Raw genomic sequence first — 16478 nt, forward strand, 5'->3', positions numbered from 1 at the left:
AAACAGGGAGAGAGCTGGCGGATGACGAATCCACAGTGGAGCGCCGGACCGGTGTTGTCGGGGCGCGGGCTGGTGAAGCGCTACGGGCAGCAGCACGCGCTGGCCGGAATCGACATCGACGTCCAGCCGGGCGAGGCGATCGCCATCGTCGGCCCGTCCGGATCCGGCAAAACCTCGCTGCTGCACGTGCTGGCCGGCATCCTGCGCGCCGACAGCGGCGAGATCTGGTTGCAGGGACAGCGGATCGACCAGTTCGGCGAAAAGCGGCGCAGCGAACTGCGGCGTACCGAATTCGGTTTCGTCTTCCAATCCGGAATGCTCGTGTCCGAACTGACCGCGGAAGAGAATGTCGCACTTCCGTCGCTGCTGGCCGGCGGAACTCGTGGCGAAGCCATTGCGGCGGCGCGGGAATGGCTCGGCAAACTCGGGTTGTCCGGCAAAGAAGCCCGCCGTCCCGGCGAGCTTTCCGGCGGCGAGGCGCAGCGCGTGGCGATCGCCCGCGCGCTCACCCACCGGCCGAAGGTGATCTTCGCCGACGAGCCGACCGGCGCGCTCGACACCCGCACCGGCCGCGAGACGATGGACGCGCTGCTGGCCGCCGCACAGGCGTCTGGCGCCGCCGTGCTCGTGGTGACCCACGACCGGGAACTCGCCGAATCGATGCCGCGCACCGTGGCGATCCGCGACGGCCTGATCGCGACGAGGCTCGCGGCATGAACCCGTTCCAGCTCGCCCTGCGGGTGCTGCGCGGCGACCGGCGGACCCGCACCTCGGCGATCCTCACCGCGGTCGGCGTCGCCGTCGCGACCGGGCTCGTCCTGCTGCTGGCGACCCTGCCGTACGCCACTCAGGCGCGCGAGCAGCGGGCGCTGTGGCAGAGCAGCGGCCGCTACGACTCCGGCCAGCAGAACGCCCTGCTCGTCAACTCCTCCAAGGACTACTTCGACGGCAAGCAGGTCGCCCGCGTCGACATCGCGGTCACCGGCCCGGTCGATTCGCTGCGACTGCCCCCGGGCATCCCGCAGCTGCCCGGCCCCGGCGAGACGATCGTGTCGCCCGCGCTCGGGAAACTGCTCAACGCCACCCCCGCCGATCAGCTGGGAAACCGCTTCGGCAAGCCGGTCGCGGCCTTCGGCGACGAGGCGCTGCGGTACCCGGAACAGCTCGTCGCGCTGGTCGGGCACAGCACGCAGGAGATGCGGCCGTACGGGCACAAGGACCTGCCCGGCCAGGACGCGTTCCCGGCCTCGGCCTTCCCCGGGGGACAGGGACATCCGGACGGCCTGCTGACGGTGTTGTCCTGGGTCGGCATCATCGTGTTGCTCGTGCCGAGCCTGGTGCTGGTCGCGTCGTCGGCCCGGCTCACCGCCGCCCGCCGCGAACAACGGCTCGCCGCGATCCGCTTGGCCGGTGCGACACCGGGTCAGGTGACTGCGATGGTCGCCGCCGAAACCGGATTGTCCGCAGGCGTCGGCGCGCTGCTCGGCCTGCTGCTGAGCCCGGCGCTGCGCGGCTTGGCCACCTTCGTGCCGTGGGACGGCGGAACCTGGCTGGCGTCGGACTTCGCGCTGCCGGTCGGGCTGACTGTGCTGGCCGTGCTGCTGGTCCCGGTGCTGGTCGTGCTCGCCGGGGTGCTCGGCCTGCGCCGGGTGGTGCGCACGCCGCTGTTCGCGAGCGGCGGGCATACCGTGAAACCGTTGCGCTGGTGGCGATTGCTCGCGCTGCCCGCGGCCGGATTGTTCTTCTTCTACACCGTTTTCGGCGCGCGGGGCGGCGGCAGCAGCAACCTGGTGCTGTTCGGCCTGTTGCTGGTGGTCGGTTCGGCGATGGTGGTCGGGCCTTGGGTGACCTCAGCGGTCGGCGGCACGTTCGTGCGGGCCTGGCGACGCCCGTCGTCGCTGCTGGCCGGACGTCGGCTGCGCAATGACCCCAAGGGTTCTTACCGGGCTTCGGCGGGGATCGTGCTCGCGGTGTTCACCGGGTCGATGGCGCTCACCCTGCTGCCGTCGATCGAATCCCTCGCCGGCGGCGGACGCCAATACGTGGACTCGGCGCTGTACGTCGACGTCACCGCGAACCGGGCTCCCGAGGCGACCGAGCGGACCAACGCGACGCTCGCGAAGGCCGGACTGTCCGAACGCGTCGTCCCGGTGGCCAGCGTCTACGTGATGCAGGGCGAGGGGAACTACCGGTCGATGCAGCGTGCCTACGTCATGAACTGCGCCGACGCCGCGAAGCTGACCCGGCTCGGGATCACGCAGCAGGACTGCAAGCCCGGTGTCGGGCTGTACACGCCGTACCAGCTGGACACCGGCAACCTGCGGGTCGCGCGGTTCGGCGGCGACGACAGCACCGGCATCCCGCTCGGCGCGGTCAAGACGGGCACCTACCAGCCGGAAAAGCACAACAGCTTCGGCGAATACGTGATCGACCCGTCCGCGGTGCCGGCCGGCATCAAGCCGAGCCAGGTCACCCTGGTCGTGCCGACCGCTGAGGCGAACCGCGAGGCCGTGCGGACCGCGCTGGTGCCGAACGCGGTCGGAGAGGAAATCGGCAGCCGCGAGCAGCACCTCTACGGACAGCAAGTGCAGCTCAGCGACCTGCGCCGGGTCACCGTCATCGGCCTGATCGCGGCGGGCATCCTCGCCGGCTGCAGCGCCGCCGTCGCGACCGCGGGCTCGGTCATGGACCGCCGCCGGACGTTCGGCGCCCTGATGGCGGCGGGCACACCGGTGCGGGTGCTGTCCCGGGCGTTGCGAATGGAAGCCGCGCTGCCTGCCCTTGTCGCGACCATCGGTGCGGGCGTGACCGGCGTCGTGGTGGGCCTCGGGCTGTTCATGGCAACGATGGAACGGGGGTCGGTCGTGTTCAGCCCGTGGATCGCCGCACCGGTGGTGCTCGGAATCGGGGTCGCGCTGCTCGGCGCGTCGGTCTGCACGCCCGCGCTGAAGCGGGTTCAGGCGGAACCACTGGCCGACGAATAGCTGGCGGCCGCCCCTCGTCGGGGGAGGGGCGGCACCGGGGGTGAAGGGAACGAAGGGCCGTTGCCGGGGATGGGAACCCGGCGACGGCCCTTCGGCACTTCGCGATCAGTCCAAGATCAACGCCGAGATCAGCGCTTCTCGAAGATCAAGTCGTGCGAAACCCGCCCCTCCCGGTCGGCCCGCTGTTCGAACTTCGTCACCGGCCGCCACTCCGGCCGCGGCGCCCAGCCACCTGGCTCATCCGCATACCGGTTCCGCAGCGCAGGCTCCGCCGAGCACACCTCGAGCATCTGCTCCGCGTAGTGCTCCCAGTCCGTCGCCATGTGGAATGTCCCACCCGGCGCGAGCCGAGAGGCGATCAACGCCACGAACTCCGGCTGCACGATCCGCCGCTTGTGGTGGCGCTTCTTCGGCCACGGGTCCGGGAAGAACAACCGCACGCCGGACAGCGTGCCGGGCTCGACGTGCGACGTCAGCAGGACCACCGCGTCGCCGTGCATCAGCCGCAGGTTTGTCACGCCGAGCTTTTCCGCGCGCAGCATCAACTGCCCAAGCCCGGGGTCGTACACCTCGGCGGCGACATAGTTCAGCTCCGGCGCGGCGGCGGCCAGCTGCGAGGTCGTCTCGCCCATGCCGGAGCCGATCTCCAGCATGACCGGCGCTTCCCGGCCGAACCAGGCCGTGAAGTCGACCGGCCCGGCAGGCAGCTCCGACACCGTCCGGCCGAGTCGCGGCCAGTGTTCTTCCCAGGCTCGCTGCTGGCCGACGGTCATCCGTCCGCCGCGTTTGACGTAGCTGACCACGCTGCGCAGCCGTGGCTGGTCCTCGTTCTCCACCCGGACAACATACGGGCGGGTCAGCGGACCGCTTCGAACTCCCCGAGCCGGGAGCGCAACCCGGCCAGTCCGGCGACCGCCACCGGCTCCGGGGCGCGGGCGGAATGCGCGGGCAGCACGTCGATCCAGCCGTCGTGCCGGTCGGTGTTCAGCACGGTCGTCGGGATGGAATGGCCGGACTTGCCGCGTTCGGAGGGCATGAACTCCCAGTACCCGGATTCGCCGTCGGCCGCCCACGGCACGAACTCCCAGCCCATCCGCTTGCCGAGCAGCTGCGCCACCCGGTCTTCGATGCGGAAGCCGAGTTCGCGCGATTCGAGCCGCCCGCTCGCGACCGCGCGCAGCCACCAGGGCGCGGGCAGTGCGTCGTCCGTGCCGCTCGTCCGGCGGTACAGCCCGAGCACCGCGTCCTCGGGGGCGCGGTGCACCCACGCCTGACGCAGCTCGGCGGGCCGGGTCGCGGGCAGCGCGAACCGGGGCAGTTCGATCGCCTGGGACCATTCGAGGTCCAGCATCGGCTCGAGCCGGGGGGTCGGTACCGCAGCGTCGCGGGAAATGAGTTCCTGATCAACGTCCACCGTCACGGTTCACCTCCGGAGAGCTGAGACGGGGCTCTGCTGTGAATATCCGTGGCTTTCCGACAGTATGTCCGCTCCCTGTGAGAGAAGCCACACCGGTTTACGTGAATTTAATCCGATTGCCCGCCACGCAATCGGGAATGTGCACGTGCAGGTCAGGCGTCCCGCCGATTCGCGGTCGCCACGCCCGCGGCGAACAACACCACGCTGATCGCCGCGAAATACGCGAGATAACCCCACGGGCCGAAAGGCGGCGACAGTTTCAGCGTCGTCCTGGTGAAATCGCCACCGGCGAACTGCGAAGCGGCGTAGAACGGCATCCACTGGTAGAGATCGCTGCCGATCTTGGGAATCAGCAGCACCAGGCCCTCGACCAGCTGCGTCCACACGAGCACGATCGCCAGCGTCAGCGCGGAACTGCGCAGCAGCAGGCCGACGCCGACGCCGAGCAGCCCGGTCAGCGCGAACGTCAGGAGCTGGCCGAACACGATCCGCCAGTCCGCTCCGGAGTGCAGGCCGAGGTCGGCGTCCGGCCGCACGAGGTGCGCCATTCCCCACGAGCCGACGCCGGCGAGCAGGCCCAGCACCGCACAGGCCGTGAACACCACGGCGCCCTTGGCGAGCAGCGCGGGCGTCCGCGTCGGCACTGCTTGAAAAGTCAACCGCAGCGTGCCCCAGCTGAAGTCCGCGGTCGCGGCGAGCACCGCCAGCACCAGCGCGACCGTGCGGCCGGTGCTCGTGGCGAGCTGGGTGTTGCTCACGTCCGCGGTGATTTCCGCCCCGGAAAGCCCGAGGAACAACGCGGTGAACGCGATCGGCGCGGCCACCGCGATCAGCGCGCACCACCACGGCGCGCGAGTGCTGAAAAGCTTGATCCGTTCCGCCCGCAGCAGATTCACCGCGCACCTCCACTGGTGAATTCGGCCGCCTGGCCGGTCAATTCGAGGTAGGCGTGTTCGAGGGAACCGGCCAGCGGGCTCAGCTCGTGCAGCGTGGCGCGCGCGGCGTAGGCGAGTTCGCCGATCGCGTCACTGTCCATTTCGGACACGAGGAACGCACCGGAATCCTCGGTGAAAACCGCGCGCGCTTCGGTGAGCGCTTTTCGCAGCGCGTCGGCGTGCGGCGTGCGCACCCGGACCCCGCGCGAACCGGCGCGGGCCACGAAATCGGCCATGGTGCCTTGATAGATGAGCTGGCCGCGGCCGATCACCACGAGATCCTGCGCGGTCTGTTCCATCTCCGGCAGCAGGTGGCTCGACACGAACACCGTGCGGCCCTCCGCGGCGAGCCCGTGCAGCAGCTGGCGCACCCAGTGCACGCCCTCGGGGTCGAGGCCGTTCACCGGTTCGTCGAACAGCAGCACACGCGGGTCGCCGAGCAGCGCGGACGCGATGCCGAGCCGCTGCAGCATGCCGAGCGAGAACGTGCCCGCCCGCTTGCGCGCCACCGCGGACAGCCCCACGAGGTCCAGCACCTCGTCGGCGCGCCGGTCCGGCAGCCCGTTCGTCGCGGCGAGGAAACGCAGGTGCTGGCGGGCGGAGCGACCCGGGTGCCGCCACGTCGCGTCGAGCAGCGCGCCGACCGTGCGCAGCGGATCGGACAGCTGCCGGTACGGCTTGCCCTCGATGTGCGCGGTGCCCGCGGTGGGCGCGTCGAGCCCGAGCAGCAGCCGCATCGTGGTGGATTTTCCCGCCCCGTTCGGGCCGAGGAATCCGGTGACGCGACCGGCTTCCGCGGTGAACGTCAGGTCCCGCACCGCGACGGTGTCGCCATAGGACTTGGTGAGTCCAGTCGCTTGGAGCACGCCGTCCCCCTTCTCGTGGACCCGAACTCTACCGAAACGAAAAGATCCGGGCCGCCCCCCGAAAGGCGACCCGGATCTTGTTCCCCTTTTCCCCTTTTTCCCCTTGTTCGGCTGGCCCGGCCCCCGCCTGACTCGTCCGAACGCCCCTGTGGGTCTTTACGCGTCGCGCTTCTTCGCGACGCCGACCGCGATGGCCAGCAGCACCACGGCCACCCCGGCGAAGTAGGCCAGCGAGCCCCACTGCGACAGCACCGCGTCCGGCAGGCCCGGCCCTCGCGAGGAAGCCGAACCGCCGAGGAAGCGCTCCGCGACGTTGAACGGCATCCACTGGTGGATCTTCGGGCCGACCGTCGGGATCAGCTGCACGAGGCTTTCCACCGCCAGCACGTAGATCAGCAGCAGCGAGAGCGCGCCGGCGCTGTGCCGGATCAGCGTGCCGACCGCCACCGCGATCACCGCGGCGAAGGCGAACACGACGCCGACTCCCGCGACGTTGATCCAGTCCGCGGAGGTGTTCAGCGCCACCGAGTCCGACGGGCGGATCGCGTAGCCGAGCGCCCACGCGCCGAAGGCGGCGATCTCGCCGATCACGAACGACAGCAGCGCGACGACGGTGGCTTTGGCGACGAGCACGCTGCCCCGGTGCGGCACCGCCTGGAACGTGGTGCGGATCGTGCCGAAGCGGTATTCGGTGGTCACCGAAAGCGCTGCCAGCACCATGATCACCGCGATGCCGAACTGGTGTCCGGCCTGGGTGCTGGCGACGGTGATCGATTCCCCGCTCGGCAGCGCGGTGGCCATGAGGGCGGCGAAACCGACGGTGAGAACGACGGCGATGAGGGCGCACCACCACGGCGACCGGGTGGTGAAGAGCTTGATGCGTTCGACCGCGAGCAAAGTCATGATGTTTCTCTTCCCAACGAGAGTGTGGTCAGCGGATGGCCGCGGCCTGCTGCGCCTCTGCCTCGAGCCCGGTGTGGTACTCGACGGAGTCGCCGGTGATCTGCATGAAGGCCTGCTCGAGCGAGCCGGTCTGCGGGCTCAGCTCGTGCAGCACGAGGTTCGCCGAAGCGGCGATCTCGCCGATCTTCGCACTGTCCATTCCGGACACAATGAGCGCTTCGCCGGAATCGGTCACCTGCGCGCTGGCGGAGATCAGCTGCTGGCGCAGCGCCGGAAGCTGCGGCGAGCGCACCTTCACGGTGTTCTCCGCGGCCCGCGCCACGAATTCCTCGGTGGTGGACTGCGCGATCAGCTGGCCCTTGCCGATGACCACGAGATCGGTCGCGGTCAGCGCCATCTCCGAAAGCAGGTGGCTCGACACGAACACGGTCCGGCCTTCGGCGGCGAGGCGCTGCATGAACTTCCGGATCCAGAGGATGCCCTCCGGGTCGAGGCCGTTCACCGGCTCGTCGAACAGCAGCACCTCCGGGTCGCCGAGCAGCGCGGCGGCGATCCCCAGCCGCTGCGACATGCCGAGCGAGAACCCGCCGGCCCGCTTGCCCGCGACGCTGGTGAGGCCGACGGTGTCGAGCACCTCGTCCACCCGCGCCGCCGGGATCCGGTTGGACCGGGCCATCCACTGCAGGTGCGCGCGGGCCGAGCGGTTGGGGTGCACCCATTTCGCGTCGAGCAGCGCGCCGACCGTGCGCAGCGGTTCCTTCAGGTCGTGATACAGCTTCCCGCCGATCCGGACCTGGCCCTCGGTGGGGTTGTCCAGGCCGAGGATCATGCGCATGGTGGTGGACTTGCCCGCGCCGTTCGGACCGAGGAATCCGGTGACTTTCCCCGCTGCCACGCTGAACGACAGGTTGTTCACCGCGAGCGTGTTCCCGTAACGCTTGGTGAGACCTGTTGCCTCGATCATCCCCTGCTCCCTCTACGGCGGTGCTGACGGAATTCATCCTGTCTCAGCTCGGCCGTTTTCGCGTCATCCCGTGGACCGAACCGGCTACCCGACCTGAGTAGTACTCAATCGTGTCGCAGGGTTGAGCGCGATGGGGGATGTCCCTGAGCCGACCCTGAATTTTGCCCGAACCGCCAAGACCCCGCTACGAAATCCGCAGCGGGGTCCGGTGTGGACAGTGTCCGAAATGGACGCTTCAGCCGATCCCCGGCCGGGCGAGCCCGGTCTCGTACGCGAGGACGACCGCCTGCACCCGGTCGCGCAGGTCGAGTTTCGACAGGATCCGTCCCACGTGTGTTTTCACCGTAGCCTCGGAAAGGAACAACGTCTCGGCGATTTCGATGTTCGACATGCCTTTCGCGATCAGCACGAGCACTTCGCGTTCGCGGTCGGTCAGCACGTCGAGTTCGGCCGGATCGCGCATTTCCGCGCCGCCGGAGCCGACGAACCGGTCGAGCAACCGGCGCGTGACCGAGGGCGACATCACCGCGTCGCCGTCGGCCACCGAACGCAGCGCGGACACCAGGTAGTCCGGCTGGGTGTCCTTGAGCAGGAAGCCGGACGCGCCGCCCTGCAGCGCGGCGTAGACGTACTCGTCGAGGTCGAAGGTGGTCATCACGAGCACCCGCGCGGTGCCGGCCGCGACGATCTGTTTCGTCGCCTCGACGCCGTCGAGCACCGGCATCCGCACGTCCATCAGCACGACGTCGGGCCGCAGTTCCGCGGCCATCCGCACGGCTTGCGCGCCGTCGCCGGCCTCCCCGACCACGTCGATGTCGGCCTGCGCGCCCAGCACCATCCGGAACCCGACGCGCATCAGTTCCTGGTCGTCGACGACCACCACTCGGATCACGAGTTCAACCTAACCGGCAGCACCGCTCGCACCTGCCAGCCACCGCCGGCGGCGGGGCCCACCTCCAGTGTTCCGCCGTACACGTTCGCCCGCTCCCGCATCCCGATCAGCCCGTTCCCGCCCGCGACCGACAGCCGCGGCGCCGGTTGCCGAGCCGCCCCAGTCGCTCCAGCCGACCCCGCCGCGCCAGTTCCGCCCGCCCCGACCTGTTCCAGCCGCCGAGCTCGCCCGGCGCCGTCGTCGCGCACGAGAACCTCGACCTGGTCGCCGGTCCGCTGCACCCGCACCGCGGCGCTGGCCCCGGCACCGGCGTGCTTGAGCGTGTTGGTGAGCGATTCCTGGACGATCCGGTAGATCCCGAGCGACACCCCGGCGGGAAGTTCGTCCAGCCCGTCGCCGAGGACGAGGTCCACCGGGACGCCCGCGGCGCGCATCCGCTCGGCGAGGTCGCCCAGCGCGGTCGCGTCCGGCTGCGGCACCCGCGGTTCGCCGTCGCCGTGGTCGTTGCGCAGCACGTCGAGCAGCCGGCGCAGTTCGCCGAGCGCGCCGCGGCCGGTTTCGGAGATCGTCCCGAGCGCGCGGCCGGCCAGCTCCGGATTGGACTTCAGGGCGAGCGCCGCGCCGTCGGCCTGCACGACCATCACGCTCACCGAATGCGCCACCACGTCGTGCAGTTCCCTGGCGATCCGGCCGCGCTCCTCGGCCACCGCGATGCGCGCGGCCTGGTCGCGTTCGGTCTCCAGCAGGTGCAGCCGGGCCTCCAGTTCGCGCTGGTAGGCGCGGCGGGCGTACATGAACTCGCCGAGCAGCCAGCAGAAGGCGATGGTGAAGGCGCTGAACAGCAGCTGGGCCGCCATCGACGGCTCGGGTTTGACGATCGCGGTGACGACCATGGCCACCACGAACGCGCCGCCGTAGAGCAGGCCTTGCTTGCGCCCGACGTAGACCTGGACCGAGTAGAGGCTGATCGCGAGCGCCGCCAGACCGGAAACCCCGAGGTCCAGCGCGCTGTGCGCGAATGAAATGACGTACACGATGTACGCGGCGAGCACCGGCCGTTTGCGGCGGAAGACGAGCGGCGCGACGACGGCGAGGTCGATCGGGACCGCGACGTACCACTCCGGGCCGGGCAGCGTGGGATCGAGGCCGCCGGTGGCGAACACCAGGATGTCGAACGCGGCGAGAAACAGCGCCAGCAGCGAGTCCCCCACCATCGGGTGGGCACGCATCCAGAGGCTGAGCCGTCGCACGACTCAACAGTAGGTCGCGCGGCCGGCGGGCGCGTCGGTCGCGGGTAGCACCTTCGGTGCGACCGAAGGATGACCGGCATGCGACGATTCCCGCACGGGGGAGCGAACGAGCCGGAAGGGGGCCGGGGCGGTGACGGCAGCGGCGGAACGGGGGCGGCTCGCCGGCCCGCTGTCCGCGTCGGTGGCGGAGCTGTGCCACCGGCTGCGGTCCCAGGTGTCCCCGCGCACGGCCGCCGGATTCGCCGAGGTGCTGCGCCGGCTGGGCGCGCCGCTGCAGGTGGCGGTCGCCGGGCGGATCAAATCGGGCAAGTCGACGCTGGTCAACGCGCTGATCGGGCGGCTCGTCGCGCCCACCGACGTCGGCGAGTGCACGCGGCTGGTCACGCGGTTCCAGTACGGCACCGTCGACCGGGTCGAGGTGGTGTTCCTCGACGGCCGCAAGCAGGTGCTGCCCTTCGCCGCGGACGGGTCGATCCCGGCGGAACTCGGCGTCGACATCTCCGAGGTCTCGCACCTCGAGGCGTACTTGACCAACGCGGTGCTGCAGGACATGACCGTGATCGACACGCCGGGCCTCGGCTCGCTCGACGCGGCGTCGGTGTCGCGGACCGAGCAGCTGCTGGGCGCGGCCGAGCAGGATGAGGGTTCCGACGACCTCGACGACACCTCGCGCAACGCCGTCGCCGGCGCGGAGGCCGTGCTCTACGTGGTGACCCAGGGCGTGCGCGCGGACGATCAGCAGGCGCTGGCCGCGTTCACCGCGGCGACCGCGAGCCGGGAAGCAGGGCCGGTCAACGCGATCGCCGTGTTGAACAAGGCGGACACGGTCGTCGCGGAATCTGTCGAAGGCTCCGGCGGGGACGTTTGGAAGGCCGCGCAACTGCTCGCCGAGAAACAGGCCTCGACGCTGAAGCCGCGCGTCGCGGACGTGCTTCCGGTGATCGGCCTGATCGCCGAATCGGCCGAGTCCGGCGGGTTCACCTCCGCCGATGCCGAGGCACTCGGCCAGCTCGCCGCGCTCGACGACGACATCCTCGAGACGATGCTCATCGCGGCCGACATCTTCACCAGCTGGGAGTGCGACATCCCGACCGGGATCCGGTTGCGGCTGCTGGAAAAGCTCGACCTCTTCGGAATCCGTTGCGCGGTCGAGGCGATTCGCACGGAACCGGAGATCACCGCGGGAGCGTTGCGCCGCAAGCTTCTCGACATCTCCGGACTCGACGCGGTCCGCCGCCGCTTGTCGATCGTCTTCGCCGCCCGCGCGGACGGGATCAAGGCCGCGGCCGCGCTGGCGTCGGTGACCGCGCTCGCGCACACGTCCGGCGACCCGGGCGAACGGCAGCGCGTGCACGACGCGATCGAGGTGCTGCTGGCCCGTCCGGAAGCGCATCAGCTGCGGTTGCTGGAGGCGTTGACGCTCGTCGCGTCGGGGGCGGTCGAGATGCCGGAAGACCTGGCGGAAGAGGTGCTTCGGGTCGGCAGCAACGCCGACATCGGCGCGCAGCTCGGCCTTCCCGGCGCGCCTCGCCCGGAGCTGGCGGCGCACGCGCTGGAACGCGCGGGCTGGTGGCGTTCTTTCGCGTCGTTCGGCGCGACTCCGGCGCAAAGCCGCGTGGCCCACGTCGTGCACCGCGCCTATTTCCTGATCTGGCAACAGATTCGCGAACAGTAAACAACTCGCCCGCGACGCGTAGGCTGAATGTCGTGCGGCTGGAGGACACCACCTCGTGGCGGGTGAACTGGGGGAGCGACCACGACGTCGACGTGGCGTTGTTCCTCCGGGACGTCCTCGCGCTCTCGATCGCCGACGGCCAGCTGCTGCCGCCAGTGGAGCCTGCGGTCCCGGTGCACGTCCCGCCCGCCCTCGACCGCGCGGCGGTGCAGGCGCAGTGGGAACCGTGGTGGAACGGCCTGCTGACCTTCCTGCGCGAGCGCGGTTCGGCCCGCACCCGCCGGAAAAGCCCTGCTCCCGGCGACGGTTCGGCGATAGACCTCGCGGCACAGCACTTCGCGCCGGCCGCCGCCGAACACTTCGCCGCGGCGCGCCGTCCGGTCTCGTCCGGCTTCCACCGCCGCCAAATCCTCGCCGGCGAACGCTTGGGCCGCCTTGTCCGCGAAACCGAGGTCGAGCTGGGCCGCCGCGCCCGGCCGTTCCGGCTGTCGGTGCTGGAGATCCCGGTCGCGGGCCGGGTCTGGCTGCGGACCGCGGAGCACCAGCTGCTGGTCTCGTCCCGGCTGGCCGCGGACGTCCCGGCCCTTGATCAGGCCATGCGCTCGCTGATCCACGAACTCGCCTGAACCCGCGGTGCCCCCAATGTGGCGTTGGGTGCGTTAGACGCACCCAATGTGGCGTTCGGTGCGTCCCATGCACCCAATGCCACATTGGGGCGTTCGACCAGGCCGGATATTCATAAACCGAGCGCGCGGTCTACTATTGCCCACCATGGAGACAGTGGTCGACGAACCGGCGTGGCTGCGCCGCGGGTCCTGGCTGGCCTGCCCGGTCGGCGGGGCGCTGCTGGGCTGGGGCGGGCAGGCGCTCGCGGATTGGATCGCGTCGCTGCCGTGGTTCCCGGTGCAGGGCCCGTTCCGGCTGCTGCACCAGATCCCGCAGCCGTGGCGGCTGATCGGCGCGGTCGTCGTCGGGCTGCTGCTCGGGGTGGCGTTCGCCTGGTTCTGGGCGTGGGACCGGCTGATCGTCACGGTGTCCGCCACGCGCGTCACGCTCGAACGACGTGAGCGCCGACGGCGCATTGACACTCCCCTCACCGCGGTGTTCTTCGACGACGGCAAGCTCGTGCTGCTCGGCGAAAACGATCGCGAAGTGGCCAAGGAGAAGACGGACCTTTCCCGGCGGCAACTGGCCGAAGCGTTCACCGCGCACGGCCGCCCGTGGTTCGACGAACCGCCGCCTGAGCGATGATGTCCCCGTGGTGAGGACGGTCGACCCCGAGAAGCACGCGGCGAAACGGCGCGCGATTCTCGACGCGGCAGCCGGGTGCTTCGCCCGCGACGGCTTCGAAAAGACCTCCACCGCGGACATCTGCCGCGCCGCCGGGATCAGCTCCGGCAGCCTGTTCCACTATTTCCCCAGCAAGCGCGCGGTGTTCGTCGGCATTTTCGAGGCGGACACCGCCGAGAACGAGGAACTGCTCGCCACCGCGGTGGAAATGGCCGACCCGTGGGAAGGCGTGCTCGCCGTGGTCGCGCGGATGACGTCGGCGATCGTCCTGCCCGGTGTCGTGCGGCTGATCCTCGAAGCAGCCGCGCAAGCCGCGCGCGATCCCGAGTTCAACGAGCTGATCCGCAGCAACGACGACCTCATGCGCGTTGGCCTCGCGGGCTTGGTCGAACGCGGCGTCCGGACCGGGCGCTTATCCCCCATGCTGTCCCCGGCTGACGCGGGAAACTGGATCGTCGCGCTCGTCGACGCCTTGCTGTCCCGCGCGAGCCTCGATCCCGACCTGGACGTCGAACATGAGCAGGCGGTGCTGCGGCAGTTGCTGACGCGGATTCTCGGCCCGTCTGAGTGATCCGCCCCCGCCGCGCGCCGAGGCGCCGCAAACTGGTGGAATCACGGGGACGGCCAGGGGAGGGTCTAGATGGCGTGGTTCGGCCACGAGGAAGCAGCCGACGCGGCCGAAGCGCCGACCGGCGAGATCAGCGCGGAGGCCATCGCGCGGATCATCGCCGAAGCGGACGGAACCGACGCCGCGGCGGATGCGTCGGATCCCGATGTGGACCTCGTAGCTGCCCCGGGTGACCTCGAACGCGCGCTTTCCGACCGGCAGGCGCTCATCCAGCTTTGCCTGTACGCGCTGGACCGCGCCCGCAGCAGCGGCGTCGTGGAACGGCTCGAACACGGGCTCGCCGACATCGGCGTCACCGCGTTGCGTGCCGAAGGCGAACGGTTCGACCCGGCGCGCCACGAGGCGGGCGGCGCCGTGCCCACCGACGATCCGGAGCTGGAAGGCGTCGTCGCGGAGACCGAGGTCGTCGGGTTCGCCGACCAGGAACGGCTGTTGCGCGCACCGATCGTCACCGTCTACGCGAAGCGGGCGCAGTGACCGCACCGACGCTCCCCGCTCAGGTCCAGGCCGCTCGTGAACAGCTGCTCGGCGTCGTCCGCGAGGCTGATCCGCAGGCCGCGAAATGGGTCGAGGACCAGCGCAAGGCCCGTTCGGAGAAACCGTCCGTGGTAGTCGTCGGCGAGACGAACCGCGGGAAGAGTTCGCTGGTCAACGCCCTGCTCGCGACTCCGGGACTGTCCCCTGTGGACGCTGACGTGGCCACCGCGACCTACCTCGTTTTCGAGCACGCGCAGCAGTGGGGCGCGCAAGCCTGCTACCCCGGTCAGCTGGCTTCGGTGCCGTTCGACCTGACGCAGCTGGTCGACTGGGTGTCCGCCTCGCACGAACTGCCGCCGGGACAGCTGCCGCCGCGCTACGTCGAGGTCTCCGGCCCGGTCCCGCTGCTGGAACGGCTGACCCTGGTCGACACCCCGGGCGTCGGCGGCCTCGATTCGCTGCACGGCGAGCTGGCCAAGGAGGCCGCCGCCGGAGCGACCGCGCTGGTCTTCGTGGTCGACGCGTCGGCCCCGTTCACCTCCACTGAGCTGCAGTTTCTGCGCGAGGTCGCGGACCGCGTCGAGACGGTTGTCTTCGTGCTGGCCAAAACCGACGCGTTCCGCGGCTGGCGCGAGATCCTGGAAGCCGACCGCCAACTGCTCGCCGAACACGCGCCGCGCTTCGCCGACGCGGTGTTCCACCCGGTGTCGGCGCGCGTGTTCGAGACCGCCGCGAAGGCGCCGAACGAGCAGGTCGCCGCCATGCTGCGGGAGAAGTCCGGCATCGCGGCGGTGCAGGTCGCGCTGCAGGAACTGCTGGTCGGCCGGTCGATGATGTTGAAGGAAGCCAACACGCTCCGCTCGCTGTCGAGCGCGCTGGCCGGGATCAAGGCGAAGCTGCAAGCGGAAAGCCGGGCACTGTCGGCAGGCGAAGCGGAAGCCGAACAACTCCGCGCCCGCCGCGACGATCTTCAGTCCCAGCGCCGCACTTCCACTCGCGGCTGGCAGCTGCGGTTGCGCGGCGAAATCCAGCGCACGCGGGTCGAGGTCGGCCACGAGAGCAGCCGCGAAATGCGCGAGGCACAGGCGCATTTCCGCCAACGCATCGACGCGGCCAAGCGCGACGAGCTGGCCGCGTTGCCGCAGGAAGTGGACATCGCGCTGCAGACCGCGTCGCAGCGAGTGTCGATGCAGCTGTCGCAACGCCTGAACCAGGTCACGAACACCGCGCTGTCGGAGCTGTTCTCCGCCGAGGAACTCGACGTGATCCGCGCCCAGTTCGCCCGCGCCGGCGGCCCGCCGGTCGTGCTGCGCCCGCCGGACAAGAAACCGCCGACGGCCGAAGACAAACTGCTGGTGTTCATGGGCATTTCCGGCGGTGTCGGCGCGGGGAAGATCGCCGCCCTGCCGCTGGCCGGCGTCGCGATCCTCAACCCGGTGGTGCTCCCCGCGACAATCGTGATCGGCCTCGGCGCGGGCTGGTGGATGGCGCGCACTCGCAAGCACGCCTCGGACAAACAGCACCTGAAGCAATGGCTGGTCGAAGCCATCGCCGACGCCCGCTCAACGCTTGACCAGCTGATCGCCGAACAACTCATCGAGGCCGAACAGCAGCTGTCGCTCGCCCTCGACGAGGCGCTGGGCCGCCGCATCGAGGCGATCGAGGCGGAGCTGAAGGAGGTGGACCAGACGATCAAGATGAGCGCGCAGGAGCGGGCGAAGAAGATCGCGATCGTCTCGAAACGCCTCAAGGACGTGACCGAAAGCCACACCCGGGCTGAGACTCTGCTGTCCCGCATCCGCACGGTCCGCGATCGGGCATGATCAGCCGGTGACGTACGGACCTGGATCTCCGCCGCCTGGACCGCAACCGCCGAAGTGGGGAAAACCGCCGCCAGCCCCGCAGCGGGGCGGGCCTCCGCCGCCGCGATGGCAGCCGCCGAAGAAGCGCCGCCGGGGCGGGCTGATCGTCGGCATCTGCCTGGGCGCGGTGGTGCTGCTCGCCGGCGGTGGCGTCGCCGTCTTTCGAGGTCGAGGTCAGTCGCGACGCGCATCCGCCGACGAACACCCGGCTCGATCTCAACCGCGAAGAAGCCGGGACCTGGTGCGTCTTCGTCACCGGCTCCGGCCTCCCGGTCAACTTGCCGCCGTGAGCAGGTGATCGGCTTGTGGACGGGAACCGAACCGGCCTAACGTGA

17 protein-coding genes are annotated in these 16478 nt (G+C 70.2%); 9 read left to right on the forward strand and 8 right to left on the reverse strand.

From position 1 onward, the window contains the following. The first annotated feature begins 21 nt into the window (after positions 1-21). The gene (locus ABD156_RS32585) at positions 22-717 is read left to right on the forward strand and encodes an ABC transporter ATP-binding protein (protein ID WP_116199489.1); all 696 of its coding nucleotides are present in this window, start codon (positions 22-24) and stop codon (positions 715-717) included. Next, positions 714-2984: an FtsX-like permease family protein gene (locus ABD156_RS32590; protein ID WP_344282673.1), complete on the forward strand. Its 2271-nt coding sequence runs from the start codon at positions 714-716 to the stop codon at positions 2982-2984. The genes ABD156_RS32585 and ABD156_RS32590 overlap by 4 nt, the downstream gene beginning before the upstream one ends. 128 nt (positions 2985-3112) lie before the next feature. Here the strand turns inward: ABD156_RS32590 and trmB are convergent, their stop codons facing one another. From trmB to ABD156_RS32630, 8 genes are all read right to left on the reverse strand, one after another. After that, positions 3113-3820, reverse strand: coding sequence for a tRNA (guanosine(46)-N7)-methyltransferase TrmB (gene trmB / locus ABD156_RS32595; RefSeq protein WP_344282676.1), 708 nt, complete (start codon positions 3818-3820; stop codon positions 3113-3115). Between the two features lie 20 nt (positions 3821-3840). Next, positions 3841-4335, reverse strand: a complete 495-nt coding sequence (locus ABD156_RS32600) for a hypothetical protein (protein ID WP_344282901.1) — start codon at positions 4333-4335, stop codon at positions 3841-3843. Between the two features lie 218 nt (positions 4336-4553). Continuing rightward, on the reverse strand, positions 4554-5297 hold the full coding sequence (locus tag ABD156_RS32605; RefSeq protein ID WP_344282679.1) for a hypothetical protein: 744 nt from the start codon (positions 5295-5297) through the stop codon (positions 4554-4556). Continuing rightward, the gene (locus ABD156_RS32610) at positions 5294-6202 is read right to left on the reverse strand and encodes an ABC transporter ATP-binding protein (RefSeq protein WP_344282681.1); all 909 of its coding nucleotides are present in this window, start codon (positions 6200-6202) and stop codon (positions 5294-5296) included. Before ABD156_RS32610 ends, ABD156_RS32605 begins: the two co-directional genes overlap by 4 nt. 156 nt (positions 6203-6358) lie before the next feature. Beyond that, entirely contained in the window at positions 6359-7105 is a 747-nt protein-coding gene (locus ABD156_RS32615; protein ID WP_344282684.1) for an ABC transporter permease, read from the reverse strand. Between the two features lie 28 nt (positions 7106-7133). After that, positions 7134-8069 carry an ABC transporter ATP-binding protein gene (locus tag ABD156_RS32620; RefSeq protein WP_344282687.1) on the reverse strand — a complete coding sequence of 312 codons (936 nt, stop codon included), beginning with the start codon at positions 8067-8069 and terminating at the stop codon, positions 7134-7136. Positions 8070-8304: 235 nt separating this feature from the next. Continuing rightward, on the reverse strand, positions 8305-8961 hold the full coding sequence (locus ABD156_RS32625; protein WP_344282690.1) for a response regulator: 657 nt from the start codon (positions 8959-8961) through the stop codon (positions 8305-8307). Beyond that, a complete protein-coding gene (locus ABD156_RS32630) occupies positions 8958-10175 on the reverse strand; it encodes a sensor histidine kinase (RefSeq protein ID WP_344282904.1) in 1218 nt (405 codons plus the stop codon). Before ABD156_RS32630 ends, ABD156_RS32625 begins: the two co-directional genes overlap by 4 nt. Before the next feature lie 166 nt (positions 10176-10341). On the opposite strand from ABD156_RS32630, the gene ABD156_RS32635 reads away from it, so the two are divergent. The 7 genes from ABD156_RS32635 to ABD156_RS32665 all read left to right on the forward strand — a co-directional run bounded on the left by ABD156_RS32635 (position 10342) and on the right by ABD156_RS32665 (position 16433). Next, positions 10342-11886 carry a dynamin family protein gene (locus tag ABD156_RS32635; RefSeq protein WP_344282693.1) on the forward strand — a complete coding sequence of 515 codons (1545 nt, stop codon included), beginning with the start codon at positions 10342-10344 and terminating at the stop codon, positions 11884-11886. Positions 11887-11918: 32 nt separating this feature from the next. Further along, positions 11919-12512 (forward strand): hypothetical protein, encoded by a 594-nt coding sequence (locus ABD156_RS32640; protein WP_067577726.1) that lies wholly within the window; start codon positions 11919-11921, stop codon positions 12510-12512. 145 nt (positions 12513-12657) lie between these two features. Next, the gene (locus tag ABD156_RS32645) at positions 12658-13137 is read left to right on the forward strand and encodes a YqeB family protein (RefSeq protein WP_344282699.1); all 480 of its coding nucleotides are present in this window, start codon (positions 12658-12660) and stop codon (positions 13135-13137) included. Between the two features lie 7 nt (positions 13138-13144). Then, positions 13145-13747 (forward strand): TetR/AcrR family transcriptional regulator, encoded by a 603-nt coding sequence (locus tag ABD156_RS32650; protein WP_344282702.1) that lies wholly within the window; start codon positions 13145-13147, stop codon positions 13745-13747. 69 nt (positions 13748-13816) lie between these two features. Then, positions 13817-14281 carry a nucleotide exchange factor GrpE gene (grpE, locus tag ABD156_RS32655; protein ID WP_344282705.1) on the forward strand — a complete coding sequence of 155 codons (465 nt, stop codon included), beginning with the start codon at positions 13817-13819 and terminating at the stop codon, positions 14279-14281. Then, a complete protein-coding gene (locus tag ABD156_RS32660; RefSeq protein WP_344282708.1) occupies positions 14278-16104 on the forward strand; it encodes a dynamin family protein in 1827 nt (608 codons plus the stop codon). The genes grpE and ABD156_RS32660 overlap by 4 nt, the downstream gene beginning before the upstream one ends. A 185-nt stretch (positions 16105-16289) precedes the next feature. Further along, positions 16290-16433, forward strand: coding sequence for a hypothetical protein (locus tag ABD156_RS32665; protein WP_344282711.1), 144 nt, complete (start codon positions 16290-16292; stop codon positions 16431-16433). Positions 16434-16478 lie beyond the last annotated feature (45 nt).

This window comes from Amycolatopsis albidoflavus, from assembly GCF_039525725.1.
Classification (GTDB): Bacteria; Actinomycetota; Actinomycetes; order Mycobacteriales; family Pseudonocardiaceae; genus Amycolatopsis; species Amycolatopsis albidoflava.